The organism is Stenotrophomonas sp., assembly GCF_050737075.1.
In the GTDB taxonomy this organism is placed as follows: Bacteria; Pseudomonadota; Gammaproteobacteria; order Xanthomonadales; family Xanthomonadaceae; genus Stenotrophomonas.
Map to the genome: position 1 here is coordinate 1 of NZ_JBOHXV010000020.1, position 24,976 is coordinate 24,976.

The 24,976-nt window shown below is 66.6% G+C and carries 27 protein-coding genes and 2 tRNA genes; 23 read left to right on the forward strand and 6 right to left on the reverse strand.

The window, feature by feature from the left end; all coding sequences use genetic code 11:
• Positions 1-27 precede the first annotated feature (27 nt).
• Positions 28-120, reverse strand: a tRNA-Ser gene (locus ACREPD_RS07085).
• Between the two features lie 135 nt (positions 121-255).
• Here ACREPD_RS07085 and dnaX point away from each other — a divergent pair.
• The 4 genes from dnaX to ACREPD_RS07105 are packed head-to-tail and all read left to right on the forward strand — an operon-like array spanning position 256 to position 3,487.
• Complete coding sequence (gene dnaX, locus ACREPD_RS07090) at positions 256-2,184, forward strand: DNA polymerase III subunit gamma/tau (protein WP_431598665.1); 1,929 nt, start codon at positions 256-258, stop codon at positions 2,182-2,184.
• Between the two features lie 6 nt (positions 2,185-2,190).
• Positions 2,191-2,511: a YbaB/EbfC family nucleoid-associated protein gene (locus ACREPD_RS07095; RefSeq protein ID WP_421568606.1), complete on the forward strand. Its 321-nt coding sequence runs from the start codon at positions 2,191-2,193 to the stop codon at positions 2,509-2,511.
• 2 nt (positions 2,512-2,513) lie between these two features.
• Positions 2,514-3,110 carry a recombination mediator RecR gene (recR, locus tag ACREPD_RS07100; protein ID WP_431598666.1) on the forward strand — a complete coding sequence of 199 codons (597 nt, stop codon included), beginning with the start codon at positions 2,514-2,516 and terminating at the stop codon, positions 3,108-3,110.
• Positions 3,111-3,127: 17 nt separating this feature from the next.
• On the forward strand, positions 3,128-3,487 hold the full coding sequence (locus ACREPD_RS07105) for a histidine triad nucleotide-binding protein (RefSeq protein WP_431598667.1): 360 nt from the start codon (positions 3,128-3,130) through the stop codon (positions 3,485-3,487).
• A gap of 55 nt (positions 3,488-3,542) precedes the next feature.
• Here the strand turns inward: ACREPD_RS07105 and ACREPD_RS07110 are convergent, their stop codons facing one another.
• From ACREPD_RS07110 to ACREPD_RS07125, 4 genes are read right to left on the reverse strand one after another with little or no spacing between them, the layout of a single operon-like run.
• Positions 3,543-4,067: a Slp family lipoprotein gene (locus tag ACREPD_RS07110; protein ID WP_421568601.1), complete on the reverse strand. Its 525-nt coding sequence runs from the start codon at positions 4,065-4,067 to the stop codon at positions 3,543-3,545.
• A complete protein-coding gene (locus tag ACREPD_RS07115; protein ID WP_431598668.1) occupies positions 4,064-6,010 on the reverse strand; it encodes a transglutaminase TgpA family protein in 1,947 nt (648 codons plus the stop codon). The genes ACREPD_RS07110 and ACREPD_RS07115 overlap by 4 nt, the downstream gene beginning before the upstream one ends.
• Complete coding sequence (locus ACREPD_RS07120; RefSeq protein ID WP_431598669.1) at positions 6,003-6,941, reverse strand: DUF58 domain-containing protein; 939 nt, start codon at positions 6,939-6,941, stop codon at positions 6,003-6,005. The genes ACREPD_RS07115 and ACREPD_RS07120 overlap by 8 nt, the downstream gene beginning before the upstream one ends.
• Positions 6,942-6,978: 37 nt before the next feature.
• Positions 6,979-7,932, reverse strand: coding sequence for an AAA family ATPase (locus ACREPD_RS07125; protein ID WP_431598670.1), 954 nt, complete (start codon positions 7,930-7,932; stop codon positions 6,979-6,981).
• 40 nt (positions 7,933-7,972) lie between these two features.
• Here ACREPD_RS07125 and ACREPD_RS07130 point away from each other — a divergent pair, with 40 nt between their 5' ends.
• Positions 7,973-9,814 carry a glycosyltransferase family 39 protein gene (locus tag ACREPD_RS07130; protein WP_431598671.1) on the forward strand — a complete coding sequence of 614 codons (1,842 nt, stop codon included), beginning with the start codon at positions 7,973-7,975 and terminating at the stop codon, positions 9,812-9,814.
• Between the two features lie 3 nt (positions 9,815-9,817).
• Here ACREPD_RS07130 and ACREPD_RS07135 read toward each other — a convergent pair whose 3' ends face one another.
• Complete coding sequence (locus ACREPD_RS07135) at positions 9,818-10,390, reverse strand: Maf family protein (protein WP_431598672.1); 573 nt, start codon at positions 10,388-10,390, stop codon at positions 9,818-9,820.
• Between the two features lie 113 nt (positions 10,391-10,503).
• Here ACREPD_RS07135 and ACREPD_RS07140 point away from each other — a divergent pair, with 113 nt between their 5' ends.
• From ACREPD_RS07140 to ACREPD_RS07225, 18 genes are all read left to right on the forward strand, one after another.
• The gene (locus ACREPD_RS07140; RefSeq protein ID WP_431598723.1) at positions 10,504-11,013 is read left to right on the forward strand and encodes a YceD family protein; all 510 of its coding nucleotides are present in this window, start codon (positions 10,504-10,506) and stop codon (positions 11,011-11,013) included.
• Between the two features lie 108 nt (positions 11,014-11,121).
• Entirely contained in the window at positions 11,122-11,319 is a 198-nt protein-coding gene (rpmF, locus tag ACREPD_RS07145) for a 50S ribosomal protein L32 (protein WP_017357626.1), read from the forward strand.
• A gap of 88 nt (positions 11,320-11,407) precedes the next feature.
• Positions 11,408-12,385: a beta-ketoacyl-ACP synthase III gene (locus ACREPD_RS07150; RefSeq protein WP_431598673.1), complete on the forward strand. Its 978-nt coding sequence runs from the start codon at positions 11,408-11,410 to the stop codon at positions 12,383-12,385.
• A gap of 90 nt (positions 12,386-12,475) precedes the next feature.
• Complete coding sequence (locus ACREPD_RS07155; protein ID WP_431598674.1) at positions 12,476-13,258, forward strand: serine/threonine protein phosphatase; 783 nt, start codon at positions 12,476-12,478, stop codon at positions 13,256-13,258.
• A gap of 83 nt (positions 13,259-13,341) precedes the next feature.
• A complete protein-coding gene (gene fabD, locus ACREPD_RS07160; RefSeq protein ID WP_431598675.1) occupies positions 13,342-14,286 on the forward strand; it encodes an ACP S-malonyltransferase in 945 nt (314 codons plus the stop codon).
• Between the two features lie 75 nt (positions 14,287-14,361).
• Positions 14,362-15,105: a 3-oxoacyl-ACP reductase FabG gene (gene fabG, locus ACREPD_RS07165; RefSeq protein ID WP_431598676.1), complete on the forward strand. Its 744-nt coding sequence runs from the start codon at positions 14,362-14,364 to the stop codon at positions 15,103-15,105.
• Positions 15,106-15,257: 152 nt separating this feature from the next.
• Positions 15,258-15,497, forward strand: a complete 240-nt coding sequence (acpP, locus tag ACREPD_RS07170) for an acyl carrier protein (RefSeq protein ID WP_421568588.1) — start codon at positions 15,258-15,260, stop codon at positions 15,495-15,497.
• A 136-nt stretch (positions 15,498-15,633) separates the two neighbouring features.
• Positions 15,634-16,896, forward strand: coding sequence for a beta-ketoacyl-ACP synthase II (gene fabF / locus ACREPD_RS07175; protein ID WP_431598677.1), 1,263 nt, complete (start codon positions 15,634-15,636; stop codon positions 16,894-16,896).
• A gap of 88 nt (positions 16,897-16,984) precedes the next feature.
• Entirely contained in the window at positions 16,985-18,340 is a 1,356-nt protein-coding gene (locus tag ACREPD_RS07180; RefSeq protein ID WP_431598678.1) for an aminodeoxychorismate synthase component I, read from the forward strand.
• 144 nt (positions 18,341-18,484) lie between these two features.
• Complete coding sequence (gene mltG, locus ACREPD_RS07185; protein ID WP_431598679.1) at positions 18,485-19,543, forward strand: endolytic transglycosylase MltG; 1,059 nt, start codon at positions 18,485-18,487, stop codon at positions 19,541-19,543.
• Positions 19,540-20,208, forward strand: a complete 669-nt coding sequence (tmk, locus tag ACREPD_RS07190; RefSeq protein ID WP_431598680.1) for a dTMP kinase — start codon at positions 19,540-19,542, stop codon at positions 20,206-20,208. The genes mltG and tmk overlap by 4 nt, the downstream gene beginning before the upstream one ends.
• Positions 20,201-21,160: a DNA polymerase III subunit delta' gene (locus ACREPD_RS07195; protein WP_431598681.1), complete on the forward strand. Its 960-nt coding sequence runs from the start codon at positions 20,201-20,203 to the stop codon at positions 21,158-21,160. Before tmk ends, ACREPD_RS07195 begins: the two co-directional genes overlap by 8 nt.
• Positions 21,157-21,510: a PilZ domain-containing protein gene (locus tag ACREPD_RS07200; RefSeq protein WP_421568579.1), complete on the forward strand. Its 354-nt coding sequence runs from the start codon at positions 21,157-21,159 to the stop codon at positions 21,508-21,510. The genes ACREPD_RS07195 and ACREPD_RS07200 overlap by 4 nt, the downstream gene beginning before the upstream one ends.
• A gap of 65 nt (positions 21,511-21,575) precedes the next feature.
• A tRNA-Val gene (locus ACREPD_RS07205) sits at positions 21,576-21,650 on the forward strand.
• A 188-nt stretch (positions 21,651-21,838) separates the two neighbouring features.
• Positions 21,839-21,994: a YodC family protein gene (locus tag ACREPD_RS07210; RefSeq protein WP_431598682.1), complete on the forward strand. Its 156-nt coding sequence runs from the start codon at positions 21,839-21,841 to the stop codon at positions 21,992-21,994.
• A 47-nt stretch (positions 21,995-22,041) separates the two neighbouring features.
• Positions 22,042-22,224, forward strand: coding sequence for a hypothetical protein (locus ACREPD_RS07215; protein WP_431598683.1), 183 nt, complete (start codon positions 22,042-22,044; stop codon positions 22,222-22,224).
• Positions 22,225-22,769: 545 nt separating this feature from the next.
• The gene (locus ACREPD_RS07220) at positions 22,770-23,561 is read left to right on the forward strand and encodes an NYN domain-containing protein (RefSeq protein WP_431598684.1); all 792 of its coding nucleotides are present in this window, start codon (positions 22,770-22,772) and stop codon (positions 23,559-23,561) included.
• 430 nt (positions 23,562-23,991) lie between these two features.
• Positions 23,992-24,699, forward strand: coding sequence for a toll/interleukin-1 receptor domain-containing protein (locus ACREPD_RS07225; RefSeq protein WP_431598685.1), 708 nt, complete (start codon positions 23,992-23,994; stop codon positions 24,697-24,699).
• Positions 24,700-24,976 lie beyond the last annotated feature (277 nt).

Here is a 24,976-nt window from a genome sequence, read left to right on the forward strand (position 1 = left end):
CCCGAAGGCGGCCTTTTTGCGTTTGTCTGGCGGAGAGAGGGGGATTCGAACCCCCGAAGCGCGGTTTAGACGCTTACACACTTTCCAGGCGTGCTCCTTCAACCGCTCGGACACCTCTCCGGACCTGCTGCGATAACCCGCTGCAGGGGCGCAGATTCTAGCGGGGGAATTGGAATCGCACAAGCGGTACGCGATAGGGGCAGGGGGGCTGGACAGGCGTGGCACAATGGACGTTCTGATGAAGACGGTGGCCTGATGTCCTATCTCGTCCTTGCCCGCAAGTGGCGTCCGAAGCGTTTTGCCGAGCTGGTAGGCCAGGAACACGTGGTCCGTGCGCTCAGCAACGCGCTGGACAGCGGCCGGGTGCACCATGCGTTCCTGTTTACCGGCACCCGAGGGGTCGGCAAGACCACCATCGCGCGCATTTTCGCCAAATCGCTGAATTGCGAGCAGGGCACCAGCGCCGACCCGTGCGGCCAGTGCCCGGCCTGCCTGGATATCGATTCCGGGCGCTACATCGACCTGCTGGAAATCGATGCCGCGTCCAATACCGGCGTGGACGATGTCCGTGAGGTGATCGAGAACGCCCAGTACATGCCCTCGCGCGGCAAGTACAAGGTCTACCTGATCGACGAAGTGCACATGCTTTCCAAGGCGGCGTTCAATGCGCTGCTGAAGACGCTGGAAGAACCGCCGGAACACGTGAAGTTCCTGCTGGCCACCACCGACCCGCAGAAGCTGCCGGTCACGGTGCTGTCGCGCTGCCTGCAGTTCAACCTCAAGCGGCTGGACGAGGACCAGATCCAGGGCCAGATGACCCGCATCCTGGCCGCCGAGGAGATCGAATCCGACCCAACCGCCATCGTGCAGCTGGCCAAGGCCGCCGATGGCAGTCTGCGCGACGGCCTGTCGCTGCTCGACCAGGCCATCGCCTATGCCGGCGGCGCGCTGCGTGAAGACGTGGTGCGCACCATGCTCGGCACCGTGGACCGCACCCAGGTGGCGGCCATGCTGGAGGCCCTGGCCGACGGCGATGGCGTGCGCCTGCTGCAGGTGGTGGCCGCGCTGGCCGAATTCTCGCCGGATTGGAGTGGCGTGCTCGAGGCCCTGGCCGAGGCACTGCACCGCATCCAGGTGCAGCAGCTGGTGCCCGGTGCCCAGGCCGACGGCGAGGGTATCGATGCCGCCGCCTTCGCCCAGCGCCTGCGCCCGGAAGTGGTGCAGCTCTGGTACCAGATGGCGCTCAGCGGGCGCCGCGACCTGCACCTGGCGCCCAGCCCGCGTGCCGGCTTCGAAATGGCCGTGCTGCGCATGCTGGCCTTCCGTCCGGCCGCTGCGGTGCCGCCGGTGCCGCGCGACCCGGGCACCGGTACCGACGTGGGTGCCGGTTCACGTGGGGCCGAGCAGGGCGGCATGGCCGCCGCGCCGGCCGCTGCCGCGCCCGTGGCAGCAGTGACGGCGGTGGCCACTCCGGTCGCCGCCAGTGCGCCCGTGGCGCCTGTCGTTCCGGTTGCCGACCCGGCGGCGCCGAAACCGACGCCCGCACCGGTTGCGGTGCCGGCCGACGCCGACGACCTGCCGCCGTGGCACCAGGCCGGTGCCGAGGACCGCGACGAGGCGCTGGCTGCCGAAATGGCCGGTCCCGACGCGGCCATGGTGGCCCCATGGGAAGCCCCGCCGGAGCGCCCGGTGGCGCCGCCGGCGCCCGTCCCGGCACCGGCCGCCCGTCCGCAGGGCATCGCAATTGCGCCGTCGGCCGCCGCCACACCCGCGGCCAGCGGTCCGGTAGCGCTGCAGTCCGCCGAAACCTGGCTGGAGCTGGTCACCCAGAGCCAGTTGAATGGCCCGTCGCGGCAGCTGGCTGCGCACGCGGCATTCATCGGATTTCAGCACGGCGTCTTGAAACTGGCCGTATCGCCCGGATTTGAGTACCTGTGTTCGGACCGTTCGCTGGCGGCCCTGACCGAGGCGCTGTCCGGCCCGCTCGGGATGACCCCGCGGATCGTGATCGAACACCATGGCAGCGCCGAGGCCGAAACGCTGCACCAGCGTTCCGACCGCCAGCGTGGCGAACGACAACAGGCGGCCGAAACCGCCTTCATGGCCGACCCGTCGGTGCAGCTGCTCATCCAGCAGCATGGCGCGCGGGTCGTGACCGATTCCATCCGTCCTTTTGATGAGTAATACGACATGCGCGGCAACATCGCCCAACTGATGCAGCAGGCCCAGAAGATGCAGGAAAACCTGCAGAAGGCCCAGGAAGACCTCGCCAAGCTGGAAGTCACCGGCACCGCCGGTGGTGGCATGGTCAGCGTGACCCTGACCGGCGCCAAGGAGTGCCGCAAGGTGCGTATCGATCCGTCGATCCTGTCCGATGCGGAAATGACCGAAGACCTGGTGGCGGCTGCCTTCAATGACGCCTCCAACAAGATCGACGCCGAGTCGAAGAACCGCATGGGTTCGGCCACCGCTGGCATGCAGCTGCCGCCCGGCATGAAGCTGCCGTTCTAAGCGTGAGCCTGCCGCTGCTCGAGCAGTTGATCGAGGCGTTCCGCGTCTTGCCGGGCGTGGGCCAGAAAACGGCCCAGCGCATGGCGTACCACGTGCTCGAGCGCGAGCGCGAGGGCGGGCAGAAACTGGCCGACGTGCTGGCCAAGGCGATCGAGCGCATTGGCCATTGCGCGCAATGCCGCGACTTCAGCGAGACCGAGATCTGCGCGGTATGTGCCAATGGCAGCCGCGAACGACAGCAGTTGTGCGCGGTGGAGTCGCCGGCCGATCGGCTGGCGATCGAGACCGCCACCGGCTTCCGTGGCGTGTACTTCGTGCTGCAGGGACGGTTGTCGCCGCTGGACGGCGTGGGCCCGCGCGAGCTTGGCCTGGACCAGCTGGAGGCACGCCTGAAGCAGGGTGAAGTGCAGGAGCTGATCATCGCCACCAGCGCCACCGTGGAAGGCGAGGCTACCGCGCATTACCTTGCGCAGCTGGCGCGCACACACGCGGTGCGCCCCAGCCGGCTGGCGCAGGGCCTGCCGTTGGGCGGCGAGCTGGAGTACGTTGATCGCGGCACGCTGTCGCACGCGTTCGGAACGCGTACCGAAGCGACGTAACCCCATCAGGTGACCCCATGACTGAAGACACCCTGTTCGGCAAGATCATCCGCCGCGAAATTCCCGCCACCATCGTCTATGAAGACGGCGACGTGCTGGGCTTCAAGGACATCGCGCCGCAGGCGCCGGTGCACGTGCTGTTCATTCCGAAGAATGAGGCCATTCCCACGCTGGACGATGTGCGGCCGTCGCAGGCGCACCTGATCGGCAAGCTGGCGCTGGCCGCCGCCGACTATGCACGCCGCGAAGGCTTCGCGCAGGACGGCTACCGCATCGTCATGAACTGCCGCGAGCACGCCGGACAGACCGTATTCCACATCCATCTACACCTGCTGGCCGGGGCGCCGCTCGGACACTTCGGCACCCCCAACGCATGAAAAAACCGCCCGGAAGGGCGGTTTTTTTACACGAGTACCGACCAACGGTCGGTAATTACCACCAACCCCAGCCGCGATAGCCCCAGCCCGGACCCCAACCCGGGCCCCACGGGCCGTACGGGTAGACCGGCACCACGTCCACCTGGCGCTGTTCCGGCCAGAGGTAGACCACGTCGGCCTCCAGCTTGGGCAGGCGGTAGTCGTATTCGCCGATGCGGGTGTTCTCGTAACCGGCGATCTTGCCGATGAAGGTCACGTCGCGCCCTTCCTCGAACACGGCCGGATCATAGAAACCTGCGCGGCAGGCAATGAAGCGCCCGTCGCTGGCATCCGACGACGTGGTGGACGGGCGGCCGCTGCTGTTGAGCGGGCGCGACAGCAGCTGGAAGCAGGTCTGGCCCTGGCCCGGCACGGTTTCAATGATGCGGCCGCCCCAACGCACGGGCGTGCCCACCTGCTGGGTGGCCACCGAGTCGCGCGGGTTGACCACGCTGAACTGCCCCTGCAGCGGTTTGGGCGCGGTGGCGCAGGCGGCCAGCGCCAGCGAGGCAGCAAGGGGAAGCAGGATCTTGACGTTCATGAGGTTGCTCCGGTGGACGGGCGGTGCCTGCGCAGGTCGCGCACGAGTGAAGGGTCGAGCTCAGCGCCAGCGTAGCGCGCCTGAACGAAACGGATGCTGAGTGACAGCAACGCCGGGTCGGGGCGCTGGCGGTGGACGCGCTGCGCCCAGTCCGTGGCCGATTCCGCCGTTCCCCTGGCCAGGCCATGACGCGCGTAACGCCGCCCCAGCCGGTGCCAGGTCCGCAGCAGTGGATCGCGCTCGCGTTCGCCCCGGGCCAGCAGCCATGCCATCCAGCCTAGCGCCGCGGCCGCGAAGGTAGTGAAAATGCCGATCAGCTGCGCCGGCTCCAGCTTGTCGATGCCCAACGGGCGCAACAGCTGCTGCTGGCGATTCGCGTCGAATGACAACACCAGGTCGTTCCAGCCACGGCGCAGGAAATCACCCACCTGGCTCAACTGCAGCCAGCGGCCTTCCAGCGTGGTGCCGCCCGCGCCGCCGAGCCGGTCTTCGAGCGTGTCGTAGATGCGCTCGGGTGCCACCGCCGCCGTCGGGTCTACCCGCACCCAGCCGCGCTGCGGCAGCCACACTTCGGCCCACGCATGCGCATCCATCTGGCGCACGACCCAGTAATCGCCGTAGGGATTGCGCTGGCCGCCGGCGAACCCGGTGACCACCCGCGCGGGAATGCCGGCATTGCGCATCAGGACCACGAACGACGAACTGAAGTGCTGGCAGAAGCCGGCCTGCTGGTCGAACAGGAACTCGTCCACGGCGTTGCGCCCGGGTGCCGGCGTGGAAAGCGTGTAGGCGAAGCGCGCGCGGATCCAGTCCAGTGCGCGCGCCACGATGGCCGCATCGTCCTGCCCGGCCTCGCCCCGCCACTGCCGGGCAAGTGCGGTGGTGCGCGGGTTAAGGGCCTCCGGCAACTGCAGGGCGCTGCGCCGCTCCCAGTCGCTGAGCGGTTCGGTATAGGCCTGCGCCGGCGAGGACTGCAGGTGCCAGCGGGTGAGCGCGGCCAGTGGGCGGTCGCTGCGCAGGCTGTAGTTCCCATCCAGGCGACTGCCGGCCGGCGCCTGCAGGGGCAGGTCCAGCGCGACCAGCTGGCGGCGGTCGGTGGGTTCGTAGTCGATCTGGTAGTCCCAGCGCGGGGGCGCGCGGGTCACCGCCGCGGGCGGGCGCTGGTCGGCATAGCGCTCCTGTTCCCAGCGGCGGCCATCGAAATGGGTCATCACGGGGCCGCGCCAGTAGCGCTGTTCGGGAGTGGGTACCGGGCCGAAGAACGTCACGCGCAGCGCCGTGCTGTCGTCGGCCATCAGGTCGAGCCACTCGCTGGGCTCCATATGGTCGGACAGCCCCGGCTTGCCGACCGCGCGCTCGGGCAGTCCCCACAGCGGCTCGCTGAGCCGGGGGAACAGCCAGAACGCGGCCAGTGCCAGTGGCAGGCCCAGCGCGGCCAGCTTGCCCACGCCGCGCAACTGGCCGCCCAGTGCGGGGCTGGGTGCCTCGCCTTCGGCCTGGGCCAGGCGCTGCAGGGTGAGCAGCGTGGCCAGCGTGGCCAATACGGCCAGTGCCATCGTCAGCGGTCCCTGGTCGAGCAGGAAGGACGAGAAGGGGGCGAACAACGCGAAGCCCAGCAGGCTGCGCGCGTCGCGCAGGCTGCGCAGCTCGCTGGATTTGAGTGCGAGCATCGCCGCCAGCAGCGCACAGCCGCTGTCGCGGCCCGGCCGCGGGCCCATCTGCCAATAGACCGCCGCCAGCATGGCCAGCACCAGCAGCAGCCGCACCGGCCCAGGCAGCACGCGCTGGCCGGAAAGCACGGCGGTCAGCACCGCCACCAGCGCGAATACGCTGGCCAGCAGCGGTGGCAACTGCAGCAGCAGGGGTGCCAGCGCCAGCGCGCCGCTGGCCAGGGTCCAGCGCCGCGCGGCGGGCGAGAGCAGGGAGGCGGGCAGGTCAGCCATGCGGCATCAGCGCCAGCGCGCGTTGGCAAAGGTGGTGATGGCTGTTGCCCTGGCTGGGGCCCAGCACCGGGTTGCCTGGTACCTGCAGCGTGTAGCGGCGGCCCTCGCGTTCGGCCAGGTCGACCCAGCGCGCCAGTCGCGCGATCCGTGCTTCCGGCGGCAGCGGCGCAAGCTGCCGCCAGTCCAGCAGGATATCCACGCCCACCGGCTTCTCGTACTCGCGCACCAGCAGCGTGTCGCGGCGTGCCGAGTGCTTCCAGGAAATGCTGCGCGGCGGATCGCCGGCGCGATACGGGCGCAGCTGGTGCAGTTCGTCGCCACTGGCATGCACGCGTGTGTGCAGCGGGTCGCCGCCGCCCTCGGGCAGCGCCGGTGCGTGCGTTTCAGGTGTGGCGTAGACCAGCAGCGGCGTATCCGGCCAGACCCACGACCACGCGCGTACCAAGCCCAGTGGCTGGGTGGTGGAGATGCGGATGCGATCTAGATCGAGCCAGCCGCGCTGATGGGTGGGCAGCGCGAGGTCCACTTCGATCTGGTCGGCGTCCACCAGGTGCCCGAATGCCAAGGCATCGCCGAGCGCCAACTGCAGCCCGCGGCGCTGGCGCGTATCGGCGCGCGAAAGACTCACCCGCAGCCGCAGCGGCGCACCGGCCACCACCGGGTCCGCCGACACCGCGTCGACCTGCAGTCCTGACAACTGCAGGTGCGCGCTGAACGTGCTGGCGATGGCCACCGTCGACAGCAGCAGTGCGAGCAGCAATGCCGGGTTGTTGTTGTAGTTCAGTGCGCCCAGCAGCATGACCAGCAACAGCACGGTCACGAACAGGCCAAAGCGCGTGGGCAGGACATAGATGCGCCGCCGCTCCAGCCGGCACGGCAGGCCCTCCGGGCGGCGCGGTCGTGTGTAATGCCGGCCTTTGGCCGGCAACATCGCATTCTTCAAGCGGTCTCCCCAGCCGCTGCGCATCTCAGTCCACCGGCACGGTCTGGAGGATGGCGCGGGCCAGTGCGGGCCCGTTGCTGGCGTCGGCCTCCGGCACCAGGCGATGCCCGGCGACCGCGACGAACAGCGTCTGCACGTCTTCGGGCACCACGTGACCGCGACCCAGCAGCAGCGCATGCGCCTTGGCCGCGCGCAGCAGCGCCAGCCCCGCACGCGGCGACAGCCCGACGCGTACCCCGGCGTGCTGGCGGCTGCGGGCCAGCAGTGCCTGCACGTACTGGATAAGTGCCTCGCTTGCATGCACCTGGCCGACGGCCTCGCGCAGCGTGCGCACCTGGTCGTCGCTCAGGCAGGCGGTCGCGCGTGCGATCAGGTGGCGGCGATCGGCGCCGCGCAGCAGTTCGCGTTCGGACTCGGGATTGGGGTAGCCCAACGCCAGGCGCAGCAGGAAGCGGTCCAGCTGCGAGTCGGGCAGCGGGAACGTGCCCGACAGGTCTACCGGGTTCTGCGTGGCGATGACGAAGAATGGATCCGGCAGCGGATGGGTCACGCCATCCAGCGTGACCTGCTGTTCGGCCATCGCTTCCAGCAGCGCACTCTGGGTGCGTGGCGGTGCGCGGTTGATCTCGTCTGCCAGCAGTACGTTCGTGAAGACCGGGCCGGGATGGAACTGGAACTGCCGGCTGCTCGCTTCGTAAACTGAGACGCCCAGCACATCTGCAGGCAGCAGGTCGGACGTGAACTGCACGCGCTGGAAGCCCAGCCCCAGGCTGGAGGCCAAGGCATGCGCCAGCGTGGTCTTGCCCAGCCCCGGCAGATCTTCAATGAGCAGGTGGCCACCGGACAACACGGCAACGAAGGCCAGCCTGACTTCATGGGCCTTGCCGAGTACCAGACCGTTGACCTGGTCCTGGGCGTCGCGCAGGGCTTGTCGCACTACATCGGTTAGCATGGCTGGCACGCGGGGCGAAGTTTGCATGTCCGTCTCGTGTCGTTGATTCCTTCGATTCTATAGAGCAATGCAGGGCGAACAACGCGCACGCACAATTTTTCTGGTGTTGTGGACGCTGATCACGGCCGTCAAGCTTGTGGTAGCCGCGCGTCTGCCCTTGTTCGTGGACGAAGCGTTCTACTGGCAGGAAGGTCAACACCTGGCCGCGGCCTATTCGGACCTTCCGGGCCTGACCGCCTGGCTGGCCCGTCTCGGCGTGGAGCTGGGTGGCCAGCACGTGCTGGCGCTGCGGCTTCCGTTCCTGGCCATTGGTGCGATGCTGCCGTGGCTGGTATCGCGCATCGCCACGCGCTGGTTCGGCGCCGTTGCTGGTTGGCAGGCGGGCAGCCTCACGCTGTTGATGCCGCTGTCGGCCACGCTGGGCATGCTCGCGGTGCCGGACGTGCCGATGGCACTGGCCGCGGTGCTGTGCCTGGACGCCGGTGCGCGCCTGCTGCGCACCGTCGACGCGGCCGCAGCGGTGAAGCTTGCGCTGGGGCTGATGATCGGTGCGCTCAGCCATTACCGTTTCATCGGGGTGATTCTGGTTGGCTTCATCGTGCTGCTGCTGTTGCCGCAGGGGCGGCGCACGCTGCGTGATCCGCGCGTGTGGGTGGCGCTGGCGGTGGGCGTGCTGGCCTGGTTGCCGCTGCTGGCGTGGAATGCCGACAATCAGGATGCCGGTCTGAAATTCCAGGTGGTCGAACGTCACCCATGGGCGTTCCAGTGGAGTGGCCTGTGGTTCCTGGTGATCCAGCCGATGCTGGTCACCCCGATCCTGTGCATCGCGATGTGGAAGGTGGCGTTGGCCGGCACCCGCTCGGGCGGCGGCGCGCGCGCGCAGTGGCGTTACTTCGGTCTGGTCGGTGCGGTATCCACGGCGTCGATCTTCGCATTGGGCTTCTTCACCGACGTGGAGCGCATCAGCTTCCATTGGCCGCTGCCGGGTTACCTGGCGCTGCTGGTGGCGGTGCCGGTGGTGCTCAACGGCTGGCCGCGCTGGCTGCGGCGCACCGGCTGGTGGCTGGCCGGTGCCGGCCTGGCGCTGGCGTTCGGCTACTACCTCATGGTGTCCACGCCGGCCCTGCGCGAGCAGTTGGCCGGCGACAAGTATTACCCGCGCAACTTCGCCGGCTGGCAGCCGTTGGCCCACGCGGTGCGCGAGGAGCTGGCCGCGATGCCGCCGGGCACCCGTGTGCTGGCAGGCAACTTCAAGGTGGCGGCCGAGCTGGGCTTCCAGCTGGACGACCCGCGCATCGAGGTGCTGCGCCACCCGCTCAATGACAAACATGGCCGCACCGCGCAGCTGGGTCTGTGGGGGTTGCTGCACGATGGTCAGCGCGATGCGCCGATGCTGCTGGTGCTCTCACCCAGTGACCAGCGCTACCGCGATCTGCTGGAGCGTTACCACGCTGTCTGCGCACAGGTGGGGCCGTTGCCGCCGCCGCGCGTGGTCAGCCAGGACCACGGCTACCAGCGGTTCCTGCTGTTCCGCCTGCCGGCCACGCGCACCGAGGGGCCGTGCGTGACCCCGGCCATGGCGTGGTTGGACACGCCGCAGCCCGATGCGGAGGTTGGCGACAGCGTGCAGATACGCGGCTGGGCCTTCAAGGACGGGGTCGGGCTGTCGCGCGTGGAGGTGCTCGTTGACGGCCGTCCGGCAACGACCGCTGTGTACGGCCGCCCGTATGACGTCACCGGTTTCTGGAAGATCTCCAGCGACCCGCAGCACCCCAACGTCGGCTTCGACGCCACCCTCGATACGCGCGGGCTGGCCCCGGGCCGGCATTGGCTGGGCCTGGTCCTGCACGGCAACGACGGCAGCGTGGAGACCTGGCAGGAGCAGGCGCTGGTGGTGCCCGGGCGCTGAGGCTCAGGGCAGGCGGTAGCCGGCTTGGCGCAGCAGTCCGCTGAGCGCGATCAGCGGCAGCCCGATCAGCGCGGTGGGGTCGGTGTTCTCGATCGCCTCGAACAGCGTGATGCCCAGCCCCTCGCATTTGAAGCTGCCGGCGCAGTCCAGCGGCTGCTCGGCGGCGACATAGCGGGCGATCTCCGCCGCTTCCAGCGGCCGGAACCGCACGTGGGTGAGGTCGCAGTGCGCCAGTTCCTGCGCATCGCGGCGCAGGCAGACCGCCGTATGGAAGGCCACCGTCTGCCCGGACATGGTGGCCAGCTGGGCGTGTGCCCCGGCCACATCGCCAGGCTTGCCCAGCGGGGCCCCGTTCAGGTCCGCGACCTGGTCCGATCCGATCACCCAGCGCCCCGGATGGCGGGCCGCCACCTCGGCGGCCTTGGCCGCCGCCAGGCGGATGGCCAACGCCCGCGGGGCCTCGCCGGGCGTCGGAGTCTCGTCCACCTCCGGCCGCGCGGTCTCCAGCGGCAGGCCCAGCCGTTCCAGCAGTTCACGGCGGTAGCGGGAGGTGGAGGCGAGCAGCAGGGCAGTCATGCGACAATACCGGGGTACGGAAGGGTGGGGCGCACTGTAGCGCACCGCGCTGTTGCGGCCCGTCGTGCGGGGAATTGACAACTGCCAACGGCGTCCTTAACATTCAGCGGCTTATGTCCGCGAACGTGCCCGAATTGCTGGATGCCTGGCGGATGGTCGCAGCACGAAGGTGCTTCGACGGTCAGGTAGAACTGGCAGAAATGACCCGCCTGCAAGGCCTTGTCGCCGATTCCGAGGGAAAGTGCACGTTTGCGCTTGAATTCGGCCACGACGACATCCTGCGGGTATCCTATGTGGATCTGACCATCGATACCGAGCTGCCGCTGATCTGTCAGCGCAGCCTGCAGCGTTTCCTGCTGCCGGTGTCGGTGAAGCAGCGGCTCGGCCTGATCCGCAACGAAGACGAAGAGTCTTCGCTGCCGGAAGAGTACGAGGCGATGCTGGTGCCCGAAGACGGCAACCTGCGTCCGCTGGATCTGGTTGAGGACGAACTGGTCCTGGCCGTGCCCGTGGTACCGCTGTCGCCCGAGGGCGAGGCGGTGGACCGGGACTGGGCACCGACCGAAGAAGAACAGAGCAAGGCCAATCCGTTCGCGGCATTGGCGGCGCTGAAGAAACAATAGCAGCCGGATTGTCGTCGGCGGCTGCGGCGAAAGCGAAGAATGTGCTGGGCGCTGGCGTCCTGCGCGACGATACGACGAAGCTAATCGAACTGAGTTTGGAGCAATCCCATGGCTGTGCAGAAATCCCGTGTTACCCCGTCCCGCCGCGGTATGCGCCGTGCGCATGACGCCCTGAGCGCCAAGCAGCTGTCGACCGACCCGACCACCGGCGAAGTGCATCTGCGTCACCACATCACCGCTGACGGTTTCTACCGCGGCAAGAAGGTGATCACGACCAAGTCGAACTCGGCCGTCGAAGAAGATTGATTTGTGAGGGCCGCTGCCCGGTCGGGCAGCGGCCTTTACCCCTTTCTTCCCGGCTGTCATCTTTGATGGCCGTGCTACAGGAAAAGCAATGAGCAAGCGGATCTACTCGAGGATCGCGGGCACAGGTAGTTATTTGCCCGAAAAAGTGTTGACCAACCAGGATCTGGAGAAAATGGTCGACACCACCGATGAGTGGATTCAGACGCGCACCGGTATTCGTGAGCGGCACATTGCCGCCGACACGGAAACCACCAGCGACCTCGGCTACCACGCCGCGGTGCGTGCGCTGGAAGCGGCCGGTATCGACGCTTCCCAGCTCGACATGATCGTGGTGGGTACCACCACTCCTGATCTGATCTTCCCGTCCACCGCGTGCCTGATCCAGGCCAAGCTCGGTGCGACCGGCTGCCCCGCCTTCGACGTCAACGCAGCCTGTTCCGGCTTCGTGTTCGCGCTGAGCGTGGCCGACAAATTCATCCGCTCCGGTGACGCCCGCCATGTGCTGGTCATCGGTGCCGAAACCCTGACCCGCATTGTCGACTGGACCGAGCGCACCACCTGCGTGCTGTTCGGCGATGGTGCCGGCGCGGTCGTGCTCAAGGCCGACGAAGACACCGGCATCCTCAGCACCCACCTGCATTCGGACGGCAGCAAGAAAGAGCTGCTGTGGAACCCGGTGGGCGTCTCGGCCGGTTTCGGCGAGGGTGAGCAGGCCCGTGGCGCGATCCTGATGAAGGGCAACGACGTGTTCAAGTACGCCGTCAAGGCGCTGGACTCGGTCGTGGACGAAACCCTGGATGCCAACGGCCTGACCAAGTCCGATCTGGACTGGCTGATTCCGCACCAGGCCAACCTGCGCATCATCGAAGCCACCGCCAAGCGCCTGGACATGTCCATGGACCAGGTGGTGGTGACGGTGGACAAGCACGGCAACACCTCCTCGGCCTCGGTGCCGATGGCGCTGGACGTGGCCGTTCGCTCGGGCCGCGTGGAGCGCGGCCAGCTGCTGCTGCTGGAAGCCTTCGGTGGCGGCTTCACCTGGGGTTCGGCGCTGCTGCGTTATTAATACGTTAATCGGCAGGTAGCGCACGACCGTGGGTCGTGCGGCCACAACAACGGCCCCGACGGGGCCGTTTTGCATTTTTGGAGTTGCGTCATGGTCGAACCCATCGTCATCGAGGGCCAGCGCGCCTGGCTCAAGCAGTACGGTGAGAGCAGTCGCGCGGTCGCGCTGGGGCTGTTGAATTTCATTGCCAATCGCTTTCAGCTCGACGCGCTGCGCCCGCCGCCGCACCGGGGTGGCGACGCCGCCCGTGAGACCGAGGCGCGCCGGCTGGCCGAACTGCAGGCGCAGGGCGTCAATGTGCCGCACGTCATCGGCAGTGGCCATGCCGCGCTGGTGCTGGGCGACAACGGCACCTCCTTCAACACCTGCCTGCGCCAGGCAAACGATGCCGGCCGCGACGCACTGGTGTCGGCCGCCATGCAGGCCATCGCCGCGGCGCATGAAAAAGGCGCGTATTTCGGCCAGCCGTTGCCGCGCAACCTGACCTGGGACGGGCAGCACATCGGCTTCATCGATTTCGAGGAAGACCCGCTGGAAGTCATGGACCTGGCGCAGGCCCAGGCGCGCGACTGGCTGATGTTCGGCTACGGCGTGGCCAAGTATTACGAACATCGCCCGGCGCAGTTGCAGGCGCTGATGGCGGCGGCCATGGACGGCGCCGCCCCCCCGGTGCTGGCGCACGCGCACGAGGTCTCCGGCCGCCTGCAGCGCCTGGCGCGCTACAGCATGAAAATGGGGCGCTCGGCGCGCGCGCTGGCGCACGGCATCCTGGTCGTGCACGGCGCCACCACGCTGGGCGTGCTGATGCTGGTGGGGATCTGCTTCGACTTCTTCTCCGACGGCGATCTGGACATTCTGCAGATGTTTGTTTGACCCCCTCAATACGCGCCAGTACAGACGAAGCGCGCTAATCCCCCTTATCATTCGCCGTTCGTTTTTTGCAGGCGGAACTCCGCGTGACCGACTCCAATCTCGCTTTCGTGTTCCCCGGCCAGGGCTCGCAGTCGCTGGGCATGCTGGCCGAACTGGCCGAGCTGCACCCGCAGGTACGTGAAGCGTTCACCGAAGCGTCTGAAGGCGCCGGCGTGGACCTGTGGGCCCTGTCGCAGGGCGGCCCGGAAGAGATGCTCAACCGCACCGAATACACCCAGCCGGCCCTGCTGGCCGCCAGCATCGGCGTGTGGCGGGTGTGGAATGCGCTGGGCGGCGCCACGCCGGCCGTGCTGGCCGGCCACAGCCTGGGCGAATACACCGCGCTGGTGGCCGCCGGTGCGCTGACCCTGCGTGACGGAGCCCACCTGGTGCGCCTGCGTGGCCAGTTCATGCAGGAAGCCGCGCCGACCGGCGTGGGTGCCATGGCTGCCGTGCTCGGCGCCGAAGACGCCCTGGTGCTGGAGGTCTGCAAGCAGGCCGCCGGCAGCCAGGTCGTGGTGCCCGCCAACTTCAATTCGCCGGGCCAGATCGTCATCGGTGGCGACGCCGCCGCCGTCGATCGTGCCCTGGCCCTGCTCGCCGAAAAGGGCGTGCGCAAGGCCATCAAGCTGGCCGTCAGCGTGCCCTCGCACACCCCGCTCATGCGCGAAGCCGCCAACCGGCTGGCCGAGACCATGGCCGGCCTGGACTGGCGCGTGCCCGCGCTGCCCGTCGTGCAGAATGTCGACGCCCGCGTCCACGACGGCGTCGACGCCATCCGCCAGGCCCTGGTCCAGCAGCTGTACCTGCCCGTCCAGTGGACCGGCTGCGTGCAGGCGCTGGCCGCGCGCGGCGTCACCCGCGTCGCCGAATGCGGCCCGGGCAAGGTGCTGACCGGATTGATCAAGCGCATCGACAAGTCGCTGGAAGCGCGCACACTGTCCACGCCCGCCGACTTCGAAGACGCCCGCGAGACCTGGGCTGCCTGACACTTTCGATCGCGTCCGTGACGCGCCAGCCTTCGGGCCGGTGCGGCGGGGTGGTCCCGTCTGAGGAAACAGAATATGAGCAAGCCCCTTCAGGGTGAAATCGCACTGGTGACCGGCGCCAGCCGTGGCATCGGTGCCGCGATTGCCGACGCACTGGCCGCGCAGGGCGCGACCGTCATCGGTACCGCCACCACCGACGCCGGCGCCGCTGCCATCGGCGAGCGCCTGGCTGCGTCCGGCGGCCACGGCCGCGCGCTGAACGTGACCGACCCGACCGCGCTCGAGGCCGTGCTCGACGGCATCGCCAAGGAATTTGGTGCCATCACCATCCTGGTCAACAACGCCGGCATCACCCGCGACAACCTGCTGCTGCGCATGAAGGACGAGGACTGGCAGGCCATTCTCGATACCAACCTGACCAGCGTGTTCCGCACCTCCAAGGCGGTCATCCGCGGCATGATGAAGGCGCGCAAGGGCCGCATCATCAACATCGCCTCGGTGATCGGCGTGACCGGCAACGCCGGCCAGGCCAACTATGCCGCCGCCAAGGCCGGCATCATTGCCTTCTCCAAGTCGCTGGCCAAGGAAATCGGCTCGCGCGGCATCACCGTGAACGTGGTGGCGCCGGGCTTCATCGACACCGACATGACCAAGGCCCTGCCCGAAGAACAGCGCACCGGCCTGGTCAAGTCCATCGCCCTGGAACGCCTGGGCGAACCGACCGACATCGCCAATGCGGTGGCGTTCCTGGCCGGTCCCTCGGCCAGCTACATCACCGGTGAAACCCTCCATGTGAACGGCGGTATGTACATGCCGTAAGCATGTGGCGCACGGATCGCGCCGCAAGTGGTTGATCTGAAAGGCGTTTAGCATCCATGCAAGGCGCCACTGGTTTCCACTACACTATCCCACGGTCATCCATCCTCGGATGGCGTCACTTTGAACCACTACTCCATCTGGAGCGATATCTAATGAGCACCATCCAAGAACGCGTCAAGAAAATCGTCGTCGAACAGCTTGGCGTCAAGGAAGAAGAAGTCACCAACAGCGCATCGTTCGTCGATGACCTGGGCGCTGACTCGCTGGACACCGTTGAACTGGTGATGGCGCTGGAAGAAGAATTCGAGTGCGAGATCCCGGACGAAGAAGCCGAGAAGATCAGCACCGTCCAGGCTGCAATCGACTACATCACCGCCCACGTCAAGGCTTGATGTCAGGCGGCTTGCGCGCGGTTGTGGCCAACGCCGCCACCGCGCGCAGCAAACCCATGGGGCCGCGCTTGCGGCCCTGTGCATTTAAGCGTTGTACCGCGTCATACCCGCAACACCCGGGTCAGGAGAATCTGCAATGAAGCGTCGCGTCGTCGTTACCGGCATGGGCATGGTCTCGCCGTTGGGCAATGATATGGCCACCAGTTGGAAGGGCATCACCGAAGGCCGTTCCGGCATCGGTCCGCTGACCAACGTTTCGCAATCCTACCTGGACCGTTTCACCACCAAGATTGCAGGTGAGGTCAAGGAATTCGACATCACCGCCGACAACGAACAGTTCGGCAAATTCCGGGTCAGCGGCAAGGATGCCAAGAAGATGGACCCCTTCATCCATTACGGCCTCGGTGCCTCCTTCATGGCCTTGAATGATTCGGGTCTGGAAATCACCGACGCCAATGCCGAGCGCATCGGCGCCATCGTCGGCGCCGGCATCGGCGGCCTGCTCGGCATCGAAGAGCAGACCATCGAGTTCCACGAGGGCAAGAAGATCTCGCCCTTCTACGTGCCCAAGACCATCATCAACATGTTGCCGGGCCAGCTCAGCATCATCACCGGTCTGAAGGGCCCGTCGTTCTCGGCGGTGTCCGCGTGCGCCACCTCCAACCATTCCATCGGCACCGCCATGCGCATGATCCAGTACGGCGATGCGGACGTGATGGTAGTGGGCGGTGCCGAGCGCGGCTCCTCGCCGACCGCGCTGGGCGGCTTCTGCGCCATGAAGGCCATGAGCACCCGCAATGATGCGCCCACCGAGGCCTCGCGCCCGTGGGACAAGGACCGCGACGGCTTCGTGCTCGGCGACGGCGCCGGCATCCTCATCCTTGAGGAATACGAGCACGCCAAGGCACGTGGCGCGCGCATCTATGCCGAGCTCGCCGGTTTCGGCGCCAGCTCCGACGCGTACCACATGACCGCCCCGAGCGAGAACGGCGAGGGCGCCGCGCGCTGCATGACCATGGCGTTGAAGGACGCCGGTGTCACCCCGGACCAGGTGGGTTACCTCAACGCGCACGGCACCTCCACGCCGCTAGGCGACCTGGGCGAGACCATGGCCATGAAGACCGCCTTCGGCGACCACGCCCACAAGATGATGGTCAGCTCCACCAAGTCCATGACCGGCCACCTGCTCGGCGCGGCCGGCGGCGTGGAAGCCATCTTCTCGGTGCTGGCCCTGCAGGACAACATCATCCCGCCGACCATCAACCTGCATGAAGCGGGCGAGGGCTGCGACCTGGATTACGTGCCGAACACCGCACGCGACGCCAAGGTGGATGTGGTGATGTCCAATGGCTTCGGCTTCGGCGGCACCAACGGCACCCTGGTGTTCAAGCGCGTCTGAGTTCGCCGCGTTCCGTACCCCTGCACCGGGCCGCCATCATGGCGGCCTTGGTGTATCTGGCCCCCGCACTCCCATCGGTTTCCCCGCCATGTTCCAGACCCGCCTGCTGCCTGATTCCACCGATTTGCTCGCCCTGCAGCGCCTGGCGCCGCAACGCTACCCGCTGCTGATGGAATCCACCGCCTCGGGTACCGCGCAGGGGCGCTGGGATCTGCTGCTGATGGGCAATGGCGAGTCGCTCGCACTGCACGCCGATGGCGTCGTGCACGACCACGCCGGCAGCGCGCATGACGGCAGCTTCCTGAACGTGCTGGACGCCCACTGGCAGGCCCTGCGCCTGCCGCGCGAAGAAACCGGCCTGCCGTTCCGCGGCGGCTGGGCGCTGATGCTGGACTACGAACTGGCCGGCCAGATCGAAACCGTGCTGGCGCTGCCCGTGCGCGCCGATGGCCTGCCCAGCGCACTCGCGCTGCGCTGCCCGGCCGCCGTCCTGCACGACCGCGTGCTGGGCCAGTTCCATGCCGTGTGCGAGACCGACCACGCCGCACTGCTCGACACCCTGCTGGAGGACCTGCAGGCCGCCGCCACGCTGCCGCCGCTACCGCAGTGGCAGCCACCGGCGCAGATGGACGAAGACGCGCCCACGCGCTTCACCGACGGCGTGGGCAAGGTCATCGACTACCTGCGTGCGGGCGACGTGTTCCAGGTGAACCTGTCGCGGCGCTGGTCGGCGCGTTTCGATGAAACGCTTTCGCCGCAGGCGCTGTACGCGCAGTTGCGCGTGGCCAACCCGGCCCCGTTCGCCGGCCTGTTCATCGCGCAGGGCAGGGCGGTGGTGAGTTCTTCGCCCGAGCGCCTGGTGTCGGTGCATGGCGACGACGTGCAGACCCGCCCCATCGCCGGCACCCGCCCGCGTTTCGCCGGCGATGACGACGCCGAGCGCATCCGCGAACTGGTCGGCCACCCCAAGGAGCGCGCCGAGCACGTGATGCTCATCGACCTGGAGCGCAACGACCTGGGCCGCATCTGCACCCCGGGCAGCGTGGAGGTGGATGAGCTGATGACCGTGGAAAGCTATGCCCACGTGCACCACATCGTGAGCAACGTGCGCGGCCGCCTGCGCCAGGGCGTCAGCCCGGGCCAGGTGATTGCCGCCACCTTCCCCGGCGGCACCATCACCGGCTGCCCCAAGGTGCGCTGCATGCAGATCATTGCCGAGTTGGAGCAGACCGCGCGCGGCGCGTATACGGGCGCCTTCGGCTGGCTGAACCGCGATGGCGACCTGGACCTGAACATCCTGATCCGCACTGCCGAAGTCGCCGCCGACCGCGCCAGCTTCCGCACCGGCGCCGGCATCGTCGTCGATTCGGACCCGGCCAAGGAGCTGGATGAGACCCGTGCCAAGGCCCGCGGCCTAATGCGCGCGCTCGGCCGCCACGACTGACCCAAGGTATGCTGTAAAGGGCCATACGTGCGGTTGCCCGCACCGTTACCGGTCGCGTAGAGACACGCCATGCGTGTCCCCGCAGAAACGAACACACCCGTAGAGCCACGCCCTGCGTGGCTGCACCACCCCACCGAGGTATGCATGGCAGGCGTAAAACGAGGTTGTCTCACCGTCCTTGCGGTACTGCTGCTCGGCGCACTGCTCCTGGCCGCCGCAGGCGCCTGGTTCTGGCATAGCCAGAGCAGCTTCGCCGACGAACCCATCAGCCCCGACCAGCCCAGCATGGTCATCGCCTCCGGCGACGGCCTGCAGACCGTGCTGCGCAACCTGCGCAAGGCCGGCGTGGAAGAGGGCAGCGACACCCAGTGGCAGCTGCTGGCCCGCCAGCTCGACGCCTCCGGCAAGCTCAAGGTGGGCGAATACGCCCTCGACCCCAGCCTCACCCCGCGCGAGCTGCTCACCCGCATGCGCCAGGGCCGCACCCTGCAGCACCGCGTCACCATCGTCGAAGGCTGGAACATCCGTCAGCTGCGCGCCGCGCTCAAGCGCGCCGAGCCGCTGGTGCACACCACCGACAGCCTCGACGACGCCGCCCTGATGAAGGCGCTCGGATTCCCCGACCAGCATCCGGAAGGCCGCTTCCTGCCCGAGACCTACGTCTACCAGCGCGGCGACACCGATGTGGACGTGCTCAAGCGCGCCCACGCCGCCATGGAAAAAGAGCTGGCCGCCGCCTGGGAAAGCCGCGCCGACGACCTGCCGCTGAACACGCCCTACGAGCTGCTCATCCTGGCCTCCATCATCGAAAAAGAAACCGCGCTGCCCAGCGAGCGCCCGCAGATTGCCGGCGTGTTCATGCGCCGCCTCAAGATGGGCATGCGCCTGCAGACCGACCCCACCGTCATCTACGGCATCGGCAGCAGCTACGACGGCAACATCCGCAAGCGCGACCTCACCACCGATACCCCCTACAACACCTACACCCGCGCCGGCCTCACTCCCACGCCGATCGCCATGCCGGGCCGTGACGCCCTGCAGGCCACCGCGCGCCCCGCAGCGGGCGACGCGCTGTACTTCGTGGCCGTGGGCGACGGCAGTGGCGCGCACGTGTTCTCGGCCAATTACGCCGACCACAACGCGGCCGTGGCCCGCTACCTGCAGCAGCTGCGCCAGCAGCGCAGCCAGGCGGCCCCGCAGTGAGCCCCGCGCTGCACCGCCACCCGCGCTTCATCAGCCTTGAGGGCGGCGAGGGCGCGGGCAAGTCCACCGCCATCAACGCCATCCGCGAGGCCCTGCATGCACGTGGCCACGAGGTCGTGCTCACCCGCGAGCCCGGTGGCACCCCGCTGGCCGAGCGCATCCGCGCGCTCATCCTCACCCCGGATGCGGAGGTCGCCGCCGAGCCGCTCTCCGCCGAGGCCGAGCTGCTGCTGGTCTTCGCCGCCCGTGCCCAGCACGTGCGCCAGGTCATCGAGCCCGCCCTGCGCCGGGGCGCCTACGTGCTCAGCGACCGTTTCACCGATTCCAGCTATGCCTACCAGGGCGGCGGCCGTGGCCTCGACCCGGAATGGATTACCGACCTGGAGCGTCGCGCCGTGGGCCTGCTGCCGGGCCTGACCCTGCTGCTGGATGTCGACGTGGCCGTGGGCCGCGCCCGCGCCAATGGCCGCGACCTCTGGCCGGACCGCATCGAGAGCGAGCAGGACGATTTCTTCCAGCGGGTGCGCGCGGTGTTCCGCCAGCGCGCCGCGCAGGACCCCACGCGCTTCCGCCTTATCGACGCCAGCCAGGACCAGGCCGGCGTGGCCGCGTCCGTCGTGGCCGCCATCGACGCCTGGCTGGCGCAGGAGCACCCCCGTGACTGACACCTTCTCGCCGTGGCAGCAGCGCGCCTATGACCAGACCGTGGCCGCGCTCGACGCCGACCGGCTGGGCCACGGCCTGCTCATCTGCGGCCCGGCCGGGCTGGGCAAGCGCGAAGTAGCGCTGCGCCTGGCCAAGCACGTGCTGTGCAGTGGCGAGCCCGCAGCCGCCCTGCGCAGCGCCCAGCTGATCGCCGCCGGCACCCACCCGGACCTGCAGCTGGTCTCGTTCATTCCCAACAAGACCGGCGACAAACTGCGCACCGAGATCGTCATCGAGCAGGTGCGCGAGATCTCCCAGAAGCTCTCGCTCACCCCGCAGTACGGCATCGCCCAGGTCGTCATCGTCGACCCGGCCGACGCCATCAACCGCGCCGCCTGCAACGCGCTCCTGAAGACCCTGGAGGAGCCGCAGCCCGGCCGCTACCTGTGGCTGATCAGCAGTGACCCGGCGCGCCTGCCGGCCACCGTGCGCAGCCGCTGCCAGCGCCTGGAATTCAAACTGCCGCCGCGCGAGGAAAGCCTCGCCTGGCTGCAGGCCCAAGGCCACACCGAGGCCAGCGCCCGTGAGGCCCTGGACGCCGCACGCGGCCACCCCGGTCTGGCCGACGACTGGCTGCGTCACGACGGCCTGGCCCTGCGCCGGCAGGTGGCCACCGACCTGGAAGGGCTGGTGGCCGGCCGCTCCGGCGCGGTGGAGTTGGCCCAGCGCTGGACCAACGACGAGCACGCGGCACTGCGCCTGCGGCACGCGGCGGATCTGGCCTTGGCGCAGGCCACCGGGGGTGGCTTGACCGATCCGGAGCGATTGCACAAGCTTGGGGCCTGGTTCGACGCCGCCAACCGTACCCGCGATCTGTTGCGCACCACCGTGCGCGCCGACCTGGCGGTGGTGGAATTGTTGTTGGCCTGGAACAAGGTCAACGAGCGGCAAGCAAAGGGGAATAGAGCATGAGCGCCACCAACGCCCGCCAGGGCATCCTGTCGCTGGCCGTCAAGGATAAAACCGCGCTGTACAGCGCCTACATGCCATACGTGAAGAACGGCGGCATCTTCGTGCCCACGCCCAAGCGCTACTTCCTGGGCGACGAAGTGTTCCTGCTGCTGACCCTGCCAGACTCCAGCGAGCGCCTGCCGGTCGCCGGCAAGGTGGTCTGGGTCACCCCGGCGGGTGCCCAGGGCAACCGCGCGGCGGGCATCGGTGTGCAGCTGGCCGACGGCCAGGAAGGCGAGAACGTGCGCAACAAGATCGAGACCGCGCTGGCCGGTACGCTGAATTCGGACAAGCCCACGCACACGATGTGAAGAAATTTCGGAAAACCCGTTGACGCGAAATTTTGCCGCCCTATAATGAGCGGCTCAGCAGCATCGGGCGGTTAGCTCAGCGGTAGAGCATTGCCTTCACACGGCAAGGGTCACAAGTTCGAACCTTGTACCGCCCACCATATAAAACCCTGGTTTTGAAGGGTTAACGTCAAAGCCGGCCTCGAGCCGGCTTTTTCGTAAGTGCACGGTAAGTGCGATTGAATGTCGCACCCGCCATGATTTCGAGTGATCTCCCCTTGAGTTGCTCATTGGCCGGCACCATCACTGTTCTTGCCCCTTAGGGCTTTGACCAGAACAGGGAAGAGACATGGATTTCAAAGCTGGTGATGTAGTGAAGCTGAAGAGCGGCAGTTTGCCGATGACCATTGCATGGATCAAAGATGGTGAGGCTTGGTGTGAGTGGTTTGACACCAAGAGTGAGCCCCAGGGTCGGCGCTTCTCGCTGGTGTTGCTGACTCGCTAGTAGTGACACGCCCCCGCTCGTACGTGCATGGGCGGGGGCAACTCACGTTGAGCGAAGTCCGCATTGCCGTGCTACTGCTGACCGCCATACTCTTTTCGGTGGCGGTGGCGGTGGCGGTGGCGGTGGCGGTGGCGATGCTGGTGAACAAGGGTGCGCACGTCCGTCAGCAGCGTTTTGCTCTGCTGCACCGCCGCCGTAGTAGCTGCTTGGCTGTTCTTGTTCACCACTAGGTCGAATACAGCGTGCGCGAAGTTGTCGGGCAGGGTCTCGATGTTGTCCGCCACCTGCCCCATGCTGTGCCGTTTTCCTTGTTTAGATCCTCAACTTCATTCCATTGATCACCCTAGGGACTTACGCGCCTTGCAGTCCTCCCCCGAAGGATAGTTCTAGTGAACGAGCCACCATGTGGTTCCACAATGAATGTGCCGGTCGTAAGCGGAGGTGCACAAGGAAGAACCATATCGCCACGGATCATGTGCCGCGTGAGGATACGGTTGAGTATCCTGATGCCTTGGCAGCTGAGCTCGATCAGGGCAACCCAATGCTGATCCGTAGATGCAGCGCAGCAACGGAGATGGCCCATCAACTTGGAACTGCCAAAATAGGTTCTGCCGCTAGATAGTTCCATTTTTGGAACTCAGCGTCCCTTTTTAGGTGTCGTCATTACGTAACGCATGCGTAACAGTATGCGTATCCGAGCCCCCGCTCTCCGCCGCCCCACTCATCTAGGGTTGGCTGAACCGGGGGCTTTTTTTTTGAAGCTACGGACGGCGAAATGCCTACAGCGATCCTCATAGACGGCGGCTACTTCGTCAAACGTTTTCGGCGGATTGAGCCCCACAATGCACAAAATGCACAAAGGGCAGCGGAGCTTGCGTTTCGATGGTCAATTCTGCATCTGAGTCAGATGGGAAAGCGCAAAGAGCTGTACCGCATTTTCTTTTACGACTGCCCTCCGCTCGATAAGCGGATGCACAATCCCATTTCCGGTCGGTCGGTTAACTTCGCTCTGTCGGAAGAGGCGGTGTTTCGCAATGAGCTCCACCGCCTTCTGAGGACGAAACGAAAGGTGGCGCTGCGCCTCGGCGAGCTCTCGCAGCATGTGTCGTGGACCATCCCTGCGGCGATGATTGAGGATCTACTCAAGCGCCGAATCTCGATAGACCAAGTGGAGGCCGTGCACGTTGTTCCAGACGTTCGGCAGAAGGGAGTGGACATGCGGATCGCGGTCGATATCTCGTCGCTGTCTCTCAAGAAGCAAGTGGATCAGATCGTGCTCTTCGCAGGGGACGCAGATTTTGTCCCCGCAGCGAAGCTTGCTAGGCGCGAGGGTATCGACTTTGTTCTAGATCCGATGTGGAATGATCGCCTCAACCCTGGACTTAATGAGCATGTCGACGGGATTCGGTCAGTCAGCCCTCGACCGAATCGGCATACCGCCGGTAGAGCTGGGGAGCAGGCCGGCAACCCTTCAGTCGAATGCGTGCCTGATGTTGAAGTGGCTCAGGCCGTCGAGGCGATCGAGGCCCAAGTCGTGGCCAATCTGAGTTCAGATACTCCTTCGTAGCAGACCAGATGGGCGCTTGCGCCCTAGGTTGATATTTCGCCGGGGCTTCGCCCTGAGGATTACCGAGTTGGCGAGCATCCATTCAGGTCATATCGACCGGAGCTGTGGAGGTCGGCTTACCTCAGATCTGCATATTCGGCGTGCCGCTTTGGCTGGAGTTCGGCGCTTCTCGGTGCTGTTCTTGGCAGGTACGCATGTGCAGGTTGGCGTAAGGCTACGAAGTGCGGGACCAATGGTGTTGAGGCCATTCGCACCACCAGTGCGAACTCGATAAGTCAGGTGTCGCTGTCCGGCGGGCGGCAGTTGGGAGATTGCCTGGCAACCGGTGCCGTGGTTACATGCATTTGCTGTAGTCAACAGTGAACTTGGAAGTTTGCTTCACGGATGCACTCGAGTTAGTTACCTAATAACTGCAATCAGGAGGATTCGCATGAGTAGGTGTACAGCGCCAAGTAGGGGGCATCGCTCCGCCAGCGCGGCTGCCAATTGCCCGGCATGCAGTAGCCGTAGGCATGGCTATGGTGGATATACCCCTTCGTACGTATCCGGTTACCCATCGAGCTCATCTTCTCTGGGAGGCGGATCACGCAGCGGGAGTGGCGGTGGCGGCGGTTCTAGAACAGCCAAGCCACGGTGGTCGCGGCCCAGCTCGGGGGTTTACTACACTCCGGATGAGGTGCGTGCCCTTAACCCCGTACGCACTAGCGTGGAACAGCGAGCGCCTAGCCCCGACCTCCGGGATGTCTTTCTTTGTCACGCGTGGGATGATCGGAAAGGTGCTGCAAAGGAGCTTCATGACCTGCTGGAGGCGTCCGGGGTATCCGTGTGGTTCAGTGAGAAGGATGTGCTTCTAGGGTCTTCCTTGCTCCGCGAAATTGACAAAGGCCTAGCTCGTTCTCGGGTCGGTATTGTGCTGGTCACACCCTCGTTTCTGGAAAGGGTGGAGGGAGAAGGCATTGCCGATAAGGAGCTATCTGCCCTTTTAGCCAGAGATTTGCTCGTTCCGATTGTGCATGAGACGACATACGACGCGCTGCGCGAAGTGAGTCCGTTGCTTGGATCGCGTAGCGGGCTGAGCACGAAGGAGGAATCTCTCGTTGACATCGCGGCCAAAATTGCCGAGCTGGTGGCACCTTGACCAATGACGGCCGCCTCCATGGGCAGCCGTCGTCGCTCGTCCACTCCATAGGGATCGAGCGCTGGATCAGCCGTGCTCCGCCAACGTCATCAGGTCTAGGTAGTTGCCGCAGACAGCGGGAGCCGACTGACCGGGCTCAAAAAAATCGATTTTCTCAACTGACGGCGCAAAAAAGCAGTGGGGCGCACGTATCGCGTGGGGGAAGCCATCAACTTTTGACCTCCCCCGGGGTGCCAGGTCACAGCGCTTTCGCTTCGCTGCCCTGGCTGCCGGTGTT

Coding starts and splice junctions, on each gene's coding strand:
- dnaX (WP_431598665.1), top strand. CDS start 256: ATGTCCTATCTCGTCCTTGCCCGCAAGTGGCGTCCGAAGCGTTTTGCC.
- ACREPD_RS07095 (WP_421568606.1), top strand. CDS start 2,191: ATGCGCGGCAACATCGCCCAACTGATGCAGCAGGCCCAGAAGATGCAG.
- ACREPD_RS07105 (WP_431598667.1), top strand. CDS start 3,128: ATGACTGAAGACACCCTGTTCGGCAAGATCATCCGCCGCGAAATTCCC.
- ACREPD_RS07110 (WP_421568601.1), bottom strand. CDS start 4,067: ATGAACGTCAAGATCCTGCTTCCCCTTGCTGCCTCGCTGGCGCTGGCC.
- ACREPD_RS07115 (WP_431598668.1), bottom strand. CDS start 6,010: ATGGCTGACCTGCCCGCCTCCCTGCTCTCGCCCGCCGCGCGGCGCTGG.
- ACREPD_RS07120 (WP_431598669.1), bottom strand. CDS start 6,941: ATGTTGCCGGCCAAAGGCCGGCATTACACACGACCGCGCCGCCCGGAG.
- ACREPD_RS07125 (WP_431598670.1), bottom strand. CDS start 7,932: ATGCAAACTTCGCCCCGCGTGCCAGCCATGCTAACCGATGTAGTGCGA.
- ACREPD_RS07130 (WP_431598671.1), top strand. CDS start 7,973: ATGCAGGGCGAACAACGCGCACGCACAATTTTTCTGGTGTTGTGGACG.
- ACREPD_RS07135 (WP_431598672.1), bottom strand. CDS start 10,390: ATGACTGCCCTGCTGCTCGCCTCCACCTCCCGCTACCGCCGTGAACTG.
- ACREPD_RS07140 (WP_431598723.1), top strand. CDS start 10,504: ATGTCCGCGAACGTGCCCGAATTGCTGGATGCCTGGCGGATGGTCGCA.
- rpmF (WP_017357626.1), top strand. CDS start 11,122: ATGGCTGTGCAGAAATCCCGTGTTACCCCGTCCCGCCGCGGTATGCGC.
- ACREPD_RS07150 (WP_431598673.1), top strand. CDS start 11,408: ATGAGCAAGCGGATCTACTCGAGGATCGCGGGCACAGGTAGTTATTTG.
- ACREPD_RS07155 (WP_431598674.1), top strand. CDS start 12,476: ATGGTCGAACCCATCGTCATCGAGGGCCAGCGCGCCTGGCTCAAGCAG.
- fabG (WP_431598676.1), top strand. CDS start 14,362: ATGAGCAAGCCCCTTCAGGGTGAAATCGCACTGGTGACCGGCGCCAGC.
- acpP (WP_421568588.1), top strand. CDS start 15,258: ATGAGCACCATCCAAGAACGCGTCAAGAAAATCGTCGTCGAACAGCTT.
- fabF (WP_431598677.1), top strand. CDS start 15,634: ATGAAGCGTCGCGTCGTCGTTACCGGCATGGGCATGGTCTCGCCGTTG.
- ACREPD_RS07180 (WP_431598678.1), top strand. CDS start 16,985: ATGTTCCAGACCCGCCTGCTGCCTGATTCCACCGATTTGCTCGCCCTG.
- mltG (WP_431598679.1), top strand. CDS start 18,485: ATGGCAGGCGTAAAACGAGGTTGTCTCACCGTCCTTGCGGTACTGCTG.
- ACREPD_RS07200 (WP_421568579.1), top strand. CDS start 21,157: ATGAGCGCCACCAACGCCCGCCAGGGCATCCTGTCGCTGGCCGTCAAG.
- ACREPD_RS07210 (WP_431598682.1), top strand. CDS start 21,839: ATGGATTTCAAAGCTGGTGATGTAGTGAAGCTGAAGAGCGGCAGTTTG.
- ACREPD_RS07220 (WP_431598684.1), top strand. CDS start 22,770: ATGCCTACAGCGATCCTCATAGACGGCGGCTACTTCGTCAAACGTTTT.
- ACREPD_RS07225 (WP_431598685.1), top strand. CDS start 23,992: ATGAGTAGGTGTACAGCGCCAAGTAGGGGGCATCGCTCCGCCAGCGCG.